The 15,524-nt window shown below is 29.9% G+C and carries 17 protein-coding genes; all 17 read right to left on the reverse strand.

All coding sequences use genetic code 11. The features are described from left to right. Positions 1–34 precede the first annotated feature (34 nt). A complete protein-coding gene (coaBC, locus tag Q0V24_RS05745) occupies positions 35–1,216 on the reverse strand; it encodes a bifunctional phosphopantothenoylcysteine decarboxylase/phosphopantothenate--cysteine ligase CoaBC (RefSeq protein WP_297519485.1) in 1,182 nt (393 codons plus the stop codon). Position 1,217: 1 nt separating this feature from the next. Further along, positions 1,218–1,454 carry a DNA-directed RNA polymerase subunit omega gene (gene rpoZ, locus Q0V24_RS05750; protein WP_297519488.1) on the reverse strand — a complete coding sequence of 79 codons (237 nt, stop codon included), beginning with the start codon at positions 1,452–1,454 and terminating at the stop codon, positions 1,218–1,220. Next, positions 1,435–2,070 (reverse strand): guanylate kinase, encoded by a 636-nt coding sequence (gene gmk / locus Q0V24_RS05755; RefSeq protein ID WP_297519490.1) that lies wholly within the window; start codon positions 2,068–2,070, stop codon positions 1,435–1,437. Before gmk ends, rpoZ begins: the two co-directional genes overlap by 20 nt. Next, complete coding sequence (gene remA, locus Q0V24_RS05760; RefSeq protein WP_297519492.1) at positions 2,070–2,339, reverse strand: extracellular matrix/biofilm regulator RemA; 270 nt, start codon at positions 2,337–2,339, stop codon at positions 2,070–2,072. Before remA ends, gmk begins: the two co-directional genes overlap by 1 nt. 20 nt (positions 2,340–2,359) lie before the next feature. Further along, positions 2,360–3,244: a YicC/YloC family endoribonuclease gene (locus Q0V24_RS05765; protein ID WP_297519494.1), complete on the reverse strand. Its 885-nt coding sequence runs from the start codon at positions 3,242–3,244 to the stop codon at positions 2,360–2,362. A 150-nt stretch (positions 3,245–3,394) separates the two neighbouring features. Continuing rightward, positions 3,395–4,759 carry an NCS2 family permease gene (locus Q0V24_RS05770; RefSeq protein WP_297519496.1) on the reverse strand — a complete coding sequence of 455 codons (1,365 nt, stop codon included), beginning with the start codon at positions 4,757–4,759 and terminating at the stop codon, positions 3,395–3,397. 145 nt (positions 4,760–4,904) lie between these two features. After that, positions 4,905–5,897, reverse strand: a complete 993-nt coding sequence (locus Q0V24_RS05775; protein ID WP_297519498.1) for an asparaginase — start codon at positions 5,895–5,897, stop codon at positions 4,905–4,907. 139 nt (positions 5,898–6,036) lie between these two features. Beyond that, the gene (locus Q0V24_RS05780) at positions 6,037–6,249 is read right to left on the reverse strand and encodes a hypothetical protein (protein WP_297519500.1); all 213 of its coding nucleotides are present in this window, start codon (positions 6,247–6,249) and stop codon (positions 6,037–6,039) included. 70 nt (positions 6,250–6,319) lie between these two features. Further along, on the reverse strand, positions 6,320–7,801 hold the full coding sequence (gene spoIVA, locus Q0V24_RS05785; RefSeq protein WP_297519502.1) for a stage IV sporulation protein A: 1,482 nt from the start codon (positions 7,799–7,801) through the stop codon (positions 6,320–6,322). A gap of 165 nt (positions 7,802–7,966) precedes the next feature. Next, positions 7,967–8,956, reverse strand: coding sequence for an NAD(P)H-dependent glycerol-3-phosphate dehydrogenase (locus Q0V24_RS05790; RefSeq protein ID WP_297519504.1), 990 nt, complete (start codon positions 8,954–8,956; stop codon positions 7,967–7,969). Positions 8,957–8,990: 34 nt separating this feature from the next. After that, positions 8,991–10,307: a ribosome biogenesis GTPase Der gene (gene der, locus Q0V24_RS05795; RefSeq protein WP_297519506.1), complete on the reverse strand. Its 1,317-nt coding sequence runs from the start codon at positions 10,305–10,307 to the stop codon at positions 8,991–8,993. A gap of 277 nt (positions 10,308–10,584) precedes the next feature. Further along, positions 10,585–12,318 (reverse strand): ATP-binding protein, encoded by a 1,734-nt coding sequence (locus Q0V24_RS05800; RefSeq protein ID WP_297519508.1) that lies wholly within the window; start codon positions 12,316–12,318, stop codon positions 10,585–10,587. A 38-nt stretch (positions 12,319–12,356) separates the two neighbouring features. Next, positions 12,357–13,064 carry a peptidoglycan editing factor PgeF gene (gene pgeF / locus Q0V24_RS05805; RefSeq protein ID WP_297519510.1) on the reverse strand — a complete coding sequence of 236 codons (708 nt, stop codon included), beginning with the start codon at positions 13,062–13,064 and terminating at the stop codon, positions 12,357–12,359. A 65-nt stretch (positions 13,065–13,129) separates the two neighbouring features. Then, entirely contained in the window at positions 13,130–13,582 is a 453-nt protein-coding gene (nrdR, locus tag Q0V24_RS05810; protein ID WP_297519512.1) for a transcriptional regulator NrdR, read from the reverse strand. Between the two features lie 65 nt (positions 13,583–13,647). Further along, entirely contained in the window at positions 13,648–13,923 is a 276-nt protein-coding gene (locus Q0V24_RS05815; RefSeq protein WP_297519514.1) for a YlmC/YmxH family sporulation protein, read from the reverse strand. A gap of 32 nt (positions 13,924–13,955) precedes the next feature. Next, the gene (sigG, locus tag Q0V24_RS05820; protein ID WP_297519516.1) at positions 13,956–14,729 is read right to left on the reverse strand and encodes an RNA polymerase sporulation sigma factor SigG; all 774 of its coding nucleotides are present in this window, start codon (positions 14,727–14,729) and stop codon (positions 13,956–13,958) included. Positions 14,730–14,807: 78 nt separating this feature from the next. After that, on the reverse strand, positions 14,808–15,515 hold the full coding sequence (sigE, locus tag Q0V24_RS05825; RefSeq protein ID WP_297519518.1) for an RNA polymerase sporulation sigma factor SigE: 708 nt from the start codon (positions 15,513–15,515) through the stop codon (positions 14,808–14,810). Positions 15,516–15,524 lie beyond the last annotated feature (9 nt).

Below are 15,524 nucleotides of genomic sequence, written 5' to 3' on the forward strand. Positions count from 1 at the left end.
ACCTTTTAAACTATTATATAGAAAAAGGCGCAAATTAGCGCCCTTTTATTATATCAAAAATATTTTTAGCTACTTCTCGTTTGCTCATTTGTGATAAATCTATCATATTATCTTTTGATAAAATAGTAACTTTATTTTCATCTGAACCAAAACCAGTTACACTAGACATTATGTCATTTGCAACTATGTAGTCTAAATTTTTAATGTTTAGTTTTCTTGTAGCATTTTCAATTAAATCATTGCTTTCTGCTGCAAATCCAACTAAAATCTGTTTAGTTTTCATATCTCCAAGAGTTTTTAAAATATCTCTATCACGTTCAAGTAATATTAACAATTCACCCTCTTGTTTTTTGATTTTTACATTACTATAATCTTTAGGTTTATAATCTGCTACTGCTGCTGCTTTTATAACAATATCTGCTTCTTCAAATCTTTCAATGATAGCATTATACATCTGCTCATTTGTATCAATTTTTATAAACTCAACATCTACAGGTCTTGTGATTGCATCGGCACCAGATATTAGAGTTACATTTGCACCTCTATCTCTAGCTTCTTTTGCTATCTCATATCCCATTTTTCCTGTTGATTTATTTGTTATAAATCTCACGGGATCAATTTCAGCCCTAGTTGGTCCTGCTGTTACAATAACATTTTTCCCAACTAAATCTTTTATTTCATATAGTTTAGATAATACTGCTTCTACTATTTCTTCTGTATCTGCAAGTTTACCCTTACCTATATCACCACAAGCAAGTCTACCACTTGCAGGTGCTATAAATTCATACCCATAGTCTTTAAGCTTCTCTATATTATTTTGCACTATTCTATTCTCATACATATTTGTATTCATAGCTGGTGCAAAAACAACTTTTGACTTTGTAGCCATTATTGTTGTTGATAACATATCATCAGCAATACCATTTGCAACCTTTCCAATTATATTTGCAGTTGCAGGAGCTATCAACATAAGATCTGCCCTTTGAGCAGTTGATATATGCTGTATTTCCCAGGCTTTAGGTTCTGAAAACATATCTGTTATTACCATATTTTGACTCATTGCTTGAAACGATAATGGTGTAACAAATTCTGTTGCAGATTTAGTCATTATAACCCTTACGTCAATATCTGCTTTTCTTAGTTTACTTATAATATCTAATGCTTTATAAACTGCTATTCCACCAGTAACGCCAACTACAACACATTTTTTACTCATCTTATAGCATTTCTCCAAGCATTTCATCTGTATATGCAACATTTTCAGCTGTTACAAGTTCATCTTCTACTTCTCTTATAGCTATGCTAAGAGGTTTTTTTGACTCAACTGATGCAAATGGCTCTGCCCCGTCAATTATTTGTCTTGCTCTTTTTGAAGCTGTTATTACTAATGAATATCTGTTATCTACCTTTTGTAAAAGTTCCACCACTGATGGGCTAATCATAGAGTTCTTCATGAATTAAATCCTCCTTTGAATCTAAAATTGTTTCTTTTAATCTATCTACTCTGCATTTTTCTGCTAATAGAATACCTTCTATTTTTTCAACAGCTTTATCTACAGTATCATTAACTACTGCATAATTATATTTTGATACATAGTTAATTTCTTTATAAGCTGACTTAAATCTAGTCATTAAACTTTCAGGTGTTTCACTACCTCTATTTATAATTCTTTGCTTTAGTTCTTCCATTGAAGGTGGTAGTATAAATATAAATACACCTTCATTTGATTGCTCTTTTACTTTAAGAGCACCTTGAATATCTATTTCTAAAATTACATCTCTACCTGAATCTAATATTTTTTCAACATTCGACTTAGGTGTTCCATAATAATTCCCATAAACCTGTGCATACTCTAAGAAATCATTTTCTTCAACTCTTTTTACAAAGTTTTCTTTTTCAAGGAAATGATAGTTTACACCATCAACTTCACCTGTTCTTGGATTTCTTGTAGTTGCTGATACTGAAAGTGATATTTCTTCATGCTTTTCAAGTAAAGCCTTACAAATAGTTCCTTTCCCAGCGCCTGATGGACCTGAGATAACTATTAAGACTCCTCTATTGTCTACCATTATTCATCAACCTCTTCTACAGCATCTTCTTTAGTTGATAGTCTATGTGCTACTGTTTCTGGTTGAACTGCTGATAATATAACATGATCTGAATCTGTTATGATAACTGCTCTTGTTCTTCTTCCATAAGTAGCATCTATAAGCATCCCTCTATCTCTAGCTTCTTGTATGATTCTTTTTATAGGTGCTGATTCTGGACTAACTATAGCAACTAGTCTATTAGCTGATACTATATTTCCAAAACCTATGTTAATTAACTTTATACCCATATTTTTCCTCCTTATAATATTTATTCAATATTTTGAACTTGTTCTCTAATCTTTTCTAAAAGATTTTTTATATCTATAACTTTATTAGTTATATTCAAATCTGTTGACTTTGAAGCAATTGTATTAGCTTCTCTGTTCATCTCCTGCATTATAAAGTCAAGCTTTCTTCCCATTGGTTCTGAAATACTGAGTGTTTCTCTTAAGTGTACTATATGACTCTTAAGTCTCGTAATTTCTTCATCAATAGCTGCTTTATCAGCAAATACTGCTACTTCCATAGCTAATCTATTTTCATCTACGTTAATAGTGTTTAATAGCTCTTTTAGTCTATCTTCTAATTTTAATTTATAATTAGCAACTAATATATCTGCCTTACCTTCTATAAATGCAACAAGTTTTTCTATTTCAATTGTTTTTGAGATTATATCTTCTTTAAGTTTTGTACCTTCAAAGATTCTCATAGCTAAAAGCCCATCTAAACTCTCTTCTAGTAATGGCTCAATCTCACTCCATATTGCATCTAAACTTTCTTCTTTTTCTTCTATTATAATTACATCTGGATGCTTTGAAATAAGTGATAAACTTAAATCATCTTTAATATTTGGAAATTCATTTCTTAAATTTGTAAGTGCCTCTACATATGTTTTGGCAAAATCTATATTAACCTTAGCTACTGAATCTGCTTTAGCATAATTTTTATAATTAATAAACAAATCTACTTTTCCTCTATTAAGAGATTCTTTGATTTTTCTTCTCATTTTTTCTTCTAAAGAAAACATTGATTTTGGCATTCTTGTATTTATATCTAAATATCTATGATTAACACTTTTAATTTCTATTGAAAAAGCTTTATCTCTACCTTCCCCAGCAGTAGCCCTTCCAAATCCTGTCATACTCTTTGCCATTATCTAACCTCCTTTTATTAGCCTTGTTCTATTGTACTTTATACATGCTACCTTGGTCAATGCTTTGTTCACAAAAAATTAACATTTGAATCCAATTTTTCAAAAAAAGATTCCCTATCTTATTTTGATAGAGAATCTTAAACTTTACTTTTATCCTATTAACATTTTTTCTATTAATGGTAGTGCTAACTTCACAGTAAACACAACTGCAAGTATTATCATTGCTACTGATATCTTTTTCTTTTCTTTACCCACAAAATTCCCTATGATATTTAAAACCACATATACTAGTATTCCAATTGTAAGTCCATCACCAATACTATACGTAAGTGGCATTAAAACTATTATAAGGAATGCTGGAAGTCCTTCTGTAATATCATTAAAATTAATTTTTGTGATATTACCCATCATAAGATATCCTACATATATCAAAACTGGTGCTGTTGCACACCTTGGTATTGCTATAAATATTGGTGAAAAGAACATTGCTACTATAAAGAACATCCCTATAAATATTGATGTAAGACCTGTTCTACCACCTTGTTCTACCCCCGCAGCACTTTCCACATAAGTTGTTACTGTTGAAGTACCCATCAAAGCACCCGCTGTAGTTGCTATAGCATCTGCCATTAAAGCTTTGCCTGCATGAGGTACATTACCATCTTTATCAAGCATATTAGCTCTTGATGAAACTCCTATAAGCGTTCCAAGTGTATCAAAGAAATCTACAAATAAGAATGTAAATACAATTATTACAAAGTTTAATATCCCTTCCATACTATTTATAAATGAAAAATCAAGTTTTCCGGCTATTGGTGCGATTGATTCAAACTTAAATATCCCCTCTGGAAGATATATTCCCATACCAGCGGCTACTTCTGTATTAAATAATGCATATCCCCAAGCTATAAGAGTTGAAACTACTATCCCAATTAATAACGCCCCTTTAACTTTTTTCTTTTCTAATACTGCGATTGTTATAAGACCTATTACTGCAACTAAAACTGTAGGACTAAAAAATGTTCCAAGTTTTACAAGGGTTGCATCATCCTTTATTACCATTCCGGACCCTGTAAAACCTATGAATGCAATAAATAATCCAATTCCTGCTGTTACTGCATATTTTAAATTTAACGGTATTGAATTTACTGCTGCTTCTCTAATTTTAAATAATGATAATAATATAAATATAATTCCTTCTACAAATACTGCTGTAAGAGCTACTTGCCATGAAATTCCTTTACCTAAAACTACTGAATATGCAAAAAATGCATTAAGCCCCATCCCTGCTGCAAGTCCAAACGGAAGATTTGCATAGAATCCCATAATCATACATCCAAAAGCTGCTGATAAACATGTTGCTGTAACAACCGCCCCTTGTTCCATCCCTGCATCTCCAAGTATTGATGGATTTACAGCTATTATATATGCCATTGCTAAGAAACTTGTAAGACCTGCTATAAACTCTCTTTTAACATTTACATTATCCCCGAATCTCTTTAAAAACTTATCCATTTTTTATTCCCCCTAAAAATATATCTAATATAAAAAATACCCGTGTTTCAGAATATCTTTTTAAAATCCCTCTCCACGAATATTATTATATATTATTAATTTATCTTTCGTCTATAAAAATACGAATATTTTTACACTTTGTTAACTATTTAGTATGTATATATGTTTTTTCAAAGCTTTTTTCTATCTCTTCAAGTGTTTTTTCTGCGCTAAGCATTAGTAATAACTTTATTCTAGCCTTTTGACTTGGCATAGACTCACCAAAAATAACACCGCTATTTTTAAGCTGCATTCCTCCACCTTCATATCCATATGAACCAAATACTCTTCCTTCAAAACATCTTGATGTAAGAATTACTGGTATTTTATTCTCTATAGCTCTTTCTATCCCAGCTACCATAGCAGGTGGTACATTCCCTCTCCCTAAACCTTCTAATACTATACCTTTATACCCACTTTCTATTGCAAAATTAAGAAAATCACTTTCCACACTAGCTGCACATTTTATAATTGCAACCTTTTTTCTTATTTTATCAACTTTTATATATTCTTTATCTTCAACATCCCTATAAAATATACCTCTATTATTATCAACTATTCCAATAGGTCCAAAATTAGGTGTTCTAAAAGCATTTAAAGACATCGAATTAGCTTTTGTTACTTCTTTTGCACTATTAAGTTCACCATTAAAACAAATCAGTACACCTCTTCCTCTAGCCTCTTGTGATGTAGCTGTACAAATCGAAGCTGCAAGATTTGCTGGGCCATCATATCCAAGTTCTGAACTACTTCTCATAGCCCCTGTAAATACTATTGGCTTTTCAGTCTTTGTTGTAAGGTCTACTAAATAAGACGTTTCCTCTAATGTATCAGTTCCATGAGTTACAACAACTCCATCAATATCCTCTCTATCTGCAAGTTTTTGAATTTCTTTTGATAATTCTAACATTAAATCAACTGTAACATGAGGGCTTGGAAGTGATGAGAAATTATGTTCTTCTATATTTGCATATCTTTCTATCCCCGTAACTTTTGCCATTATTTGTGCACCTGACAGTGTCGGAACAGCTGCCTGTATATTTTCATCTACTTTCATTGATATTGTTCCACCATTAAAAATAACTGCTATCTTTTTCATGAATTAACCTCCGAATATTTTCTAATTTAATTTAAATAAATTTTGTATTAATTAAATTATACTTCATATTTCGACAGTTTTCTATACAACACAAATAGAAGTAGCCTCTATAAACATTAAATAGAAACTACTTTTAGTATTATTTTATCACTTTAACTTTTATTGTTAGTTCATCCTCTTCTAATTTAACAGGAGTTTTTTTCTTTTTCAAAGTATTACTTATTGCATCTATAAACTTAAAAATTATCAGACTAAATACTGAAAAATAAATTACTCCTCCCTCAAATGCTCCAAAACCAAACGAACTTCCAAGGGAATTACACTCTTCATAGATAATATTAATTATATCCATAACACACCTCTTCTAAATTTATATAAAAAATAGCGTTGAATTAATATCCAACGCTATTTCTTTTAACTAATTAATAAATGAAACAGATTAAGTTTCCATCACCTTCATTTATTATTTTTTGTAATGTTTTTTGCATTTTAACTTGTATTTTTTCTGGCATCTTATAAAGTTTACTCTGAAGTCCATCTTTAACAAGAGTTTCCAAAGTTTTTCCAAGTATACTTGTCTGCCATAATTTATCTGGATCATTTTCAAAATTCTCTAATAAAAGCTTAATTGCTTCTTGAGTATCTTTTTCCGAACCAAAAACTGGTGAAATTTCAGTTTCAATATCAGCTTTTATCATATGAAGACTTGGTGCACTAGCTTTAAGTTTAATCTCATACTTACCCCCAACATTCTCCATATTAGGCTTTTCAAACTTAATTTCTGAAAGTTGTGGTGCTACAAGTCCATAACCTGTTTCTTTCACATCTTTTATAGCTTCTGCAACTTTATCATATTCTATTTTTGAATTATGAAGTTCTTTAACAAGTGCTATTAAATCACTTTCATCTTTTAATTCATTTTCACATATTTCACTTATAATTTTATAGAATATTCCTTTTTGTGGGTTCATATTAATTCTAGCTTCACCTGTACCAAGATTCATTTCACATATTTCAGTAAGCCCAAGATATTCATCACCTGTATATCTTGCAACACAGTCTCCTATATCTCTAACTTTAAATATGTTTTTACACATATCCTTAACTATGTTCATGAAATTACTTTTAAGCCAGTGACTTGGGTCTAACTTTTCTATCCACTCTGGCATATCTATGTTTATTTCTTTTACATTAAACTCTTTTAATACCTTTGTAAATATTGTACTTATATCACTTGAACCCATTTTTGCTATATCCATGATTTGAACTGGAACATTATATGTTTCTTCCATCTCACACTGTAATTTTTTAGTATCTTCATGATTAGGCTTACATGTATTAAGAACTATTATAAATGGCTTGTTTATAAGTTTAAGTTCATTTATAACTCTTTCCTCAGCATCTAAGTAATCAGCTCTACTAATTCCTGTAATACTTCCATCTGTTGTTACCATAATCCCTATTGTTGAATGATCTGTTATTACTTTTCTTGTTCCAATTTCCGCGGCATCCTCAAATGGTATTTCATCTTCATACCATGATGTTGTTACCATTTTAGATTCTCCATCTTCTAAATACCCAAGAGCCTCTTTGACTATGTACCCAACACAGTCCACCATTCTTACATTAAATTTTATTCCCTCTTCTAAATTTATTTCTACGGCACCCTCACTTGGAATAAATTTAGGTTCTGTTGTGTGGATAGTTTTTCCTGAACCACTTTGTGGTAACTCATCTTTTAATCTTTCTTTCTTATAAGTATTCTCTACATTTGGTAGAACCATAATGTCCATAAATCTTTTTATAAATGTTGATTTACCTGTTCTAACAGGCCCTACAACACCTACATATATGTCACCTTGTGTTCTTTCTGCTATATCTTTATATATGTTAAATCCTTCCAATGAAATACCCTCCTATATTTAAATTATTATCACTATATATATATTATAAATATCAGAAAAGTATACTCTTTTTTATACATAAATTAATATTTTTTAATAATCTTATAAATTAATACTAAAAAAAGAGAGTTGTATTTTTTCAAATACAACTCTCTTTACTATAATTTACTCACTTTTTTTATCTCGTTCCATCAGATGGATTACAGCTTCACTAGCTTTAACCCCATCAAATAAAATTTTATATAAAAGCTCAGTTATAGGCATAGATACATCTACTGTTTTTTGAAGTTCATGGAAAGCCTTGCAAGCTTTGACACCTTCAACTACCATTCCAATTTCTTCAACAGCTTCATCTAAAGTTTTCCCTTGCCCTATAAGTATCCCAGCTCTTCTATTTCTTGAATGCATACTAGTACATGTAACAATTAAGTCTCCCATACCTGTAAGTCCATAAAAAGTTTCTGCTTTTCCACCAAGTGCTATTCCAACTTTAGTTATTTCATACATCCCTCTAGTCATAAGCGCTGCCTTTGAGTTATCACCATAACCCATACCATCGCAAATTCCTGCAGCTAAAGCTATTATGTTTTTAACTGCTCCACCTATTTCCACACCAATAATATCTTCATTAGTATAGATTCTAAAGTTTTTATCCATGAACAGGTCTTGCACAAGTTTTGCACTCTCCATATCCTTTGAACTCGCTACAAGCGTCGTTGGGATTGATTGTGCAACTTCTTCAGCGTGGCTAGGACCTGATAAAACTACTACCGGATTTTTTGGAAGCTCCTCGTTTATTACTTGTGATAATGTAAGATTTGAACCTTCCTCTATTCCTTTAGCTATATTTATTAATATAACATTATCTGAAATTTTATCTCTAAGACCTCTAGCAACAACTCTTATTACATGTGACGGTACTGATAGAACAACAAATTTGCTATCCTTTAAAGCTTCATCCATGTTATTAAAAGCCGTTACCATTTTGGGAATTTTTAAATCTTTTATATACTTATCATTTGTTCTGTTATTATTTATTTCATCAACAACACTTTTATCTCTATCCCAAAGTGATACTTCTATCTCTTTGTTTCCAAGTAATATTGCTAATGAAGTTCCAAAGCTTCCTGCTCCTATAAAGGTAGTTTTATTCATAAATATCTACTCCTTTTTTTGTCTATATTCAATATTAATCTTTCTTTTGTCTGTACTCTATCTTAATTCCTGTTCCTGTAAAATCAAATGCACTTCTTAATTGATTTTCAAGATATCTTGCATATGAGAAGTGTAATGCATTATAATCATTTACAAAGAATACAAAAGTAGGTGCTTTAACTGCAACTTGTGTTGCATAGTAAAGCTTAAGTCTTCTGATACCAACAACTGGAGGTTCTTTCATCATAACGGCTCTATTTAGAACTTCGTTAAGAATTCCTGTTCCAACTCTCTTAGTATAGTTACTATAACAAGATTGTGCTAAACCTAATACCTTATGAACTCTTTGTCCTGTTAATGCTGATATAAATAAGAATGGTGCATAAGCTAAGAATTTAAGATTTGTTTTTAAATCTAATTCGTAGTTTTTCATCGTCTTATCATCTTTCTCTATAAGATCCCACTTATTAACTATAACAAATATAGCCTTGTGCATTTCATGAGCATATCCTATAATTCTTTCATCTTGCTCAGTTACACCATCTTCAGCATCAATCATAAGAATACATACATCAGCTCTCTCGATAGCTGCATATGTTCTTACTACTGAATATCTTTCAATCTCTTCTTTAATCTTACTTCTTCTTCTGATACCTGCTGTATCAATTATATTAAATTTACCTTCTGAAGTTTCAAGGTAACTATCGATTGAATCTCTTGTAGTTCCTGGAATATTACTTACTATAACTCTCTCTTCACCTAAAAGTTTATTAACTAATGATGATTTACCAACATTTGGTTTTCCTATAAGAGCTATATTAACTATTTCATCATCTATTTCTGATTCATCAACTTGCTCAAAATGTCCAACAACCTCATCAAGAAGATCTCCAAGACCTTTTCCTTGAGCTGATGATATTGTAATAGGGTCACCTATTCCAAGATTATAGAATTCATACATACTATCTTCTTGACTTAAGTTATCTATTTTATTTACAGCTAAAACTACTGGTTTTTTACTTTTTCTAAGCATTCCAGCAACTTCTGAATCTGCTGCAGTCATTCCTTCTCTACCATCAACAACAAATAAAATAACATCTGCCATCTCTATTGCAAGTTGTGCCTGTCTTCTCATTTGTTTAATAATGATATCATTACTCTCTGGTTCTATACCTCCAGTGTCTATCATTGTAAATGCTTTACCTATCCATTCTGACTCTGCATATACTCTATCTCTTGTTACTCCTGGAGTATCTTCTACGATAGAAATTCTCTTACCTGCTAATTTATTAAATAATGTAGATTTTCCTACATTAGGTCTTCCTACAATCGCAACTATTGGTTTTCCCATTTATTACGCCTCCTTGTGGTATTATTTCTTTTACCTTTAATCTCTTGTTCTAACTTTATTATGTAAATCAATATATGTTTTCTACTAAAAACATATAACATAATCATATTTTTACTATCATTATGTTATATTACATTAATTATAAATTCTAGTCAACTAAATGACATATTATTAAGGTATTTAAAGTTAATTTATTAAATATTTACTATTAATTATTTTTTAAAAATAAAAAAAGAAGGCTTAAAGTCAAAATTGATTCTATTCCTTCTAATTTCATTTATATTATTTCTATAAATTTAGGTATTGTAATCTCAAATTTTGTACCAAGATTAACCTCACTTCTAACAACTATACTACCATTAAAACTATTAATAATATGTTTAACTATTGCAAGGCCAAGTCCTGTTCCACCTTTTTCTCTTGATCTTGCCTTGTCAACTCTATAAAATCTTTCGAATATTCTATCTAAATGTTCTTTAGGAATTCCAACACCATTATCAATAACTTCAATTAGTATATTCTTTTCATCTTCTTTTATATCTAAAGTAACCTTAGCATCATCACCTGAATATTTTATAGCATTATCCATCAAATTAAGTAGCATTTGCTTAAATTTATCTTTATCTCCAACCATTTGACTTTTAGTATCACAATTAACTGCAACCATAACCCCTCTATTAAATGCTTCTCTTTGTGTTAAGTAATCTATGCTTTGTGCTATTTCATTAATATCAAAACTTTCTTTTTTTATAGCCTTCTTTTTCTCTATATCATAAAGTGCTAATATATCTTGTATCAATCTAGTTAATCTATCTGACTCCTCTTCTATTATTCCAAGGAACTTATCTCTTGTTTCATTATCATCAACATACTTTAATGTTTCTGCAAATCCTTTTATAGATGTAATTGGAGTTTTTAGTTCATGTGATACATTTGCTACAAATTCACTTCTCATATTTTCAAGCATTTTATAATCTGTAATATCCTCAATCACTACAACTATACCCATCTCATCCTCCCCCTCTAATAGTTCAGATGTTCTTATTCTAATATGTTTAATACTTGGAGTTTCTATTTTAAGTTCTATAGCCTTTGATTTATTTAATATAGACTCTATAACTACCTCATCCTTTATTAAATCTTCTATCCGTTGTCCTTTTATCTCATCTTCTGATAATCCTATATTAAATATTTTTGCAACGTATGGATTAATCATTATAACTCTATGATATTTATCTACAGCTATAATACCACTTCCCATACTTTTTAATATTGCAGATAATCTACTTTGCTTACTAATAAGTTCCTTTAAAGTTTCCTCTAATTGGTCTGCCATATGATTAAATGAATCACCTAAACTTCCAAGTTCATCCTTCGTATTTATTTTTACCCTCTTATGGAAATCTCCATGTGCTATTCTTGATGCAATAAACTGTAAATCATTAATTGGTCTTGTAATGCTATTAGTAATTTTTATCGCTATAATACTACCAAGAATCAGCGCTATAGTGAGTGCTGTTAAATAATACTTCATATCCGTATCCTTAAATAACATTGTACTTGTTATTATTTCTGAAGTTCTTATAACAGACCCATCTGCTAACCTTGTTGCATAATAGATAGTTTCTTCTTGCATTGTATTACTATATCTAACAGAAGCTCCAAATCCCATCTTCTTAGCTATTAAAAATTCTTCTCTATTAGCATGATTGTCCATTTGCACCCTATCCCCTGCTGAATCATACATAACTTGTCCAGTACTATCCATATAAGTTAGTCTAATAGATGTTCTCTTTTGCAAAGTAGCCATATCATGTAGTTCTTCCACATCTTTTTGCACACTACTTGAATTAGTTTCTAAAAAATATGTTATCATCTGATTATATTCTTTCAACATTTTTTTGGAATGGTCTATATATTTATAATTTGAAATTATAATATAAAAACTTGTCATAATAAGTAGTGAAAATACTATAACTATTATCGTTGATGTTAAAATCTTTTTTTTCATAGATATGCCCCCTATCACTTACCTTTAATTTATCCCTCTTATTTTTCTATAAAAGCAAATGAGAATAATCTTCCTGACTGCTTAGCCTTTTTTCTATATGAATGGAGATCGTAATCTAAGTTACAATTAGTACATAAATCTAAATCTCTTATATCTTCAAATTTCACACTATCTTTTAGTTGTTCTTTTATAGCAAATTTCAAATCTAACATCCTTCCATTTACAACCCCCTCACCATATTTTTTTTCAAATTCACTTGCTAATTCTTTACTTACTTCATAACAACACACTCCAACACAAGGTCCTATAATCGCCTTTATATTTAAGCAATTATACTTTTTTTTCATTATCTTTGCTGCTTTCTCACTTATATCAGCAATTGTTCCTTTCCACCCACTATGAATACTAGCAATTACATTTTTTTGTGTATCATATAAAATAACCGGAACACAATCTGCTGTAAAAACCCCTGCTATCTCATTTTCCTTTGATACTATTAACGCATCTGCCTCTTTATCTTTTGAAGTTTCATCATCTAAATTTATTATTATGTCACTATGAATCTGATTTGTATAATTAACCTCTTCTACCTTAAAAATCTCTTTTAATTTTTCTAAATTTTTCTTAGTTTCAATATCTGCAAGTTTATAAGAAACTTCATTTGTTGCAAGTGAAAATAATATGTTAACCTTTCCTTCCTTAAATCTAATAAACTCCATACCATTTTTATTAATAATTTCTAACATAACGAGTCCTCCATATAAATATATTAAATAAAAGCACCCATAAAATTAATATGAATGCTTCTACTCTATTCTTTCATTAAACTTTTAATCTCTTCCATAAATGTGTTTATATCTTTAAATTGTCTATACACAGAAGCAAATCTAACATATGATACCTCATCTAGATCTTTTAATCTTTCCATAATTAATTCGCCTATATAATCAGAACTTATTTCTGTTAGCATCTTATTACTTATAGTTTTTTCTATACTTTCAGCTATATCCTCAATCTGTTTTCTAGACACTGGTCTTTTTTGACATGCTTTTATCAAACCAGTTATTACTTTATCTTTGCTAAAAGTCTCTCTTGTCACATCTTTTTTTATAACAAGGATAGGTATATCTTCAATTTTTTCATATGTAGTATATCTTTTAGTACACTTTAAACACTCTCTTCTTCTTCTAATAGATGCATAATCATCTGCTGATCTTGAATCTACTACTTTACTCTCATCATGAAGACAATAAGGACATTTCATTATTAATCCACACCTTTCTAAATATATAGATGTACATTAATTATACAATTTTTTTACTATAATTTCTATATTTCTCTTAATATTTTTTCTTTGGAATTAACAAGTATGCACTCTACTCCAACTTTTACAACATCATCCCAGTCTATTTCTATCACTTCTTGCTTACCAAACCATGAATTTTTTTCAACTGGCAGTATTATTGATAAAACTTTATATTCATCACAATCAAGCTTTACATCCATTATATAACCAAGTTTTCTACCCTCGTTTATATCTATTACCTCTAAATTACGTAAATCTTTTAATGAAAATAAACGTTCCTCATTTAAATTTATTTCCACTCCCCTCTCCCCCTCTACAATAAAATTATACCCTATACATATTTTTTCATATGTTTTAGTGCTATTTTTTCAAGTCTTGAAACTTGAGCCTGTGATATCCCAATTTCTTCTGCAACTTCCATTTGTGTTCTTCCAGCAAAAAATCTTAAATTTATAATTAACTTTTCTCTATCATTAAGTTTTTTCATTGCTTCATTTATCGAGATATTCTCAAGCCAATTTTTATCTTGATTTTTTGTATCACTAATTTGATCCATCACATAAATAGCATCTCCACCATCATGATATATAGGTTCAAAAAGTGATACTGGATCCTGTATTGCATCTAATGCAAACACAACATCTTCCCTTGGAAGTTCTAATTCTTTTGCAATTTGAGTTACCGTTGGCTCTTTATTATTCTCATTTACAAGTCTATCTCTAACAAGTAATGCTTTGTAAGCTATATCTCTTAGTGATCTACTAACTCTAATTGAGTTATTATCTCTTAAATACCTTCTTATTTCTCCTATTATCATAGGAACTGCATATGTAGAAAATTTTACATTATGACCTAAATCAAAATTATCAATAGCCTTCATGAGACCTATGCAACCAACTTGAAATAAATCATCTACATTTTCGCCTCTATTATTAAATCGTTGTATGACACTTAATACTAATCTTAAATTTCCTTTTATAAATTTCTCTCTTGAACCATAGTCTCCACCATGCATTTTTAAAAGGAGCTCTTTCATTTCTTTTTCTTTCAGTACCGGCAATTTTGATGTATTAACACCACATATTTCTACCTTATTTATCATCATAGTTAAAAATCAACCCCTTCGAAGTAATTACCTAGTGCATTTAAATTATCTCCAAAGGAGGAGGTTTTTATACTAATTTTATACCATTTTACTTATTTCTTTTTGAAGCCTTTTTATTATTTTCTTCTCAAGCCTTGAAATATAAGACTGTGAGATACCTAACATATCCGCAACCTCTTTTTGTGTTTTTTCTTTTTTTCCATATAAACCAAATCTTAATATTATAATTTCTTTTTCTCTCTCAGTAAGATTTTCCATAGCAACAACTAAAAGTTGTCTATCAACTTCATCTTCTATAAGATTATAAACTATATCATTTTCTGTTCCTAATATATCAGAAAGTAATAATTCATTACCATCCCAATCAATATTAAGCGGTTCATAAAATGATATTTCAGCCTTCACCTTACTATTTTTTCTAAGATACATAAGAATTTCATTCTCTATACATCTTGATGCATACGTTGCAAGTTTTATATTTTTCTCTGGATTAAAAGTATTAACAGCTTTAATAAGACCTATTGTTCCAACAGATATTAAATCCTCAACACCAATACCTGTATTTTCAAATTTTCTTGCAATATATACAACAAGTCTTAAATTCCTCTCAATTAGTATTGTTCTAATTGATTCTTCACCCTCTGATAATTTTTTTACTAGCTTCTCTTCCTCAGCCTTAGTAAGTGGAGGTGGTAAAACCTCACTGCCTCCAACATAATATACTCGCTTACTAAATATTTTAAATTTACTAAATATTCTATTTAATAAAAGTTGTAACTTATTCATATTAACCCC

It is taken from the genome of uncultured Clostridium sp., assembly GCF_947039605.1.
Taxonomy (GTDB): Bacteria; Bacillota; Clostridia; order Clostridiales; family Clostridiaceae; genus Sarcina.

Bases quoted from the DNA above. Each gene is read 5' to 3' on its own strand.
- coaBC (WP_297519485.1), bottom strand. From the start codon at position 1,216: ATGAGTAAAAAATGTGTTGTAGTTGGCGTTACTGGTGGAATAGCAGTT.
- rpoZ (WP_297519488.1), bottom strand. From the start codon at position 1,454: ATGAAGAACTCTATGATTAGCCCATCAGTGGTGGAACTTTTACAAAAG.
- gmk (WP_297519490.1), bottom strand. From the start codon at position 2,070: ATGGTAGACAATAGAGGAGTCTTAATAGTTATCTCAGGTCCATCAGGC.
- remA (WP_297519492.1), bottom strand. From the start codon at position 2,339: ATGGGTATAAAGTTAATTAACATAGGTTTTGGAAATATAGTATCAGCT.
- Q0V24_RS05765 (WP_297519494.1), bottom strand. From the start codon at position 3,244: ATGGCAAAGAGTATGACAGGATTTGGAAGGGCTACTGCTGGGGAAGGT.
- Q0V24_RS05770 (WP_297519496.1), bottom strand. From the start codon at position 4,759: ATGGATAAGTTTTTAAAGAGATTCGGGGATAATGTAAATGTTAAAAGA.
- Q0V24_RS05775 (WP_297519498.1), bottom strand. From the start codon at position 5,897: ATGAAAAAGATAGCAGTTATTTTTAATGGTGGAACAATATCAATGAAA.
- Q0V24_RS05780 (WP_297519500.1), bottom strand. From the start codon at position 6,249: ATGGATATAATTAATATTATCTATGAAGAGTGTAATTCCCTTGGAAGT.
- Q0V24_RS05790 (WP_297519504.1), bottom strand. From the start codon at position 8,956: ATGAATAAAACTACCTTTATAGGAGCAGGAAGCTTTGGAACTTCATTA.
- der (WP_297519506.1), bottom strand. From the start codon at position 10,307: ATGGGAAAACCAATAGTTGCGATTGTAGGAAGACCTAATGTAGGAAAA.
- Q0V24_RS05800 (WP_297519508.1), bottom strand. From the start codon at position 12,318: ATGAAAAAAAAGATTTTAACATCAACGATAATAGTTATAGTATTTTCA.
- pgeF (WP_297519510.1), bottom strand. From the start codon at position 13,064: ATGTTAGAAATTATTAATAAAAATGGTATGGAGTTTATTAGATTTAAG.
- nrdR (WP_297519512.1), bottom strand. From the start codon at position 13,582: ATGAAATGTCCTTATTGTCTTCATGATGAGAGTAAAGTAGTAGATTCA.
- sigG (WP_297519516.1), bottom strand. From the start codon at position 14,729: ATGATGATAAATAAGGTAGAAATATGTGGTGTTAATACATCAAAATTG.
- sigE (WP_297519518.1), bottom strand. From the start codon at position 15,515: ATGAATAAGTTACAACTTTTATTAAATAGAATATTTAGTAAATTTAAA.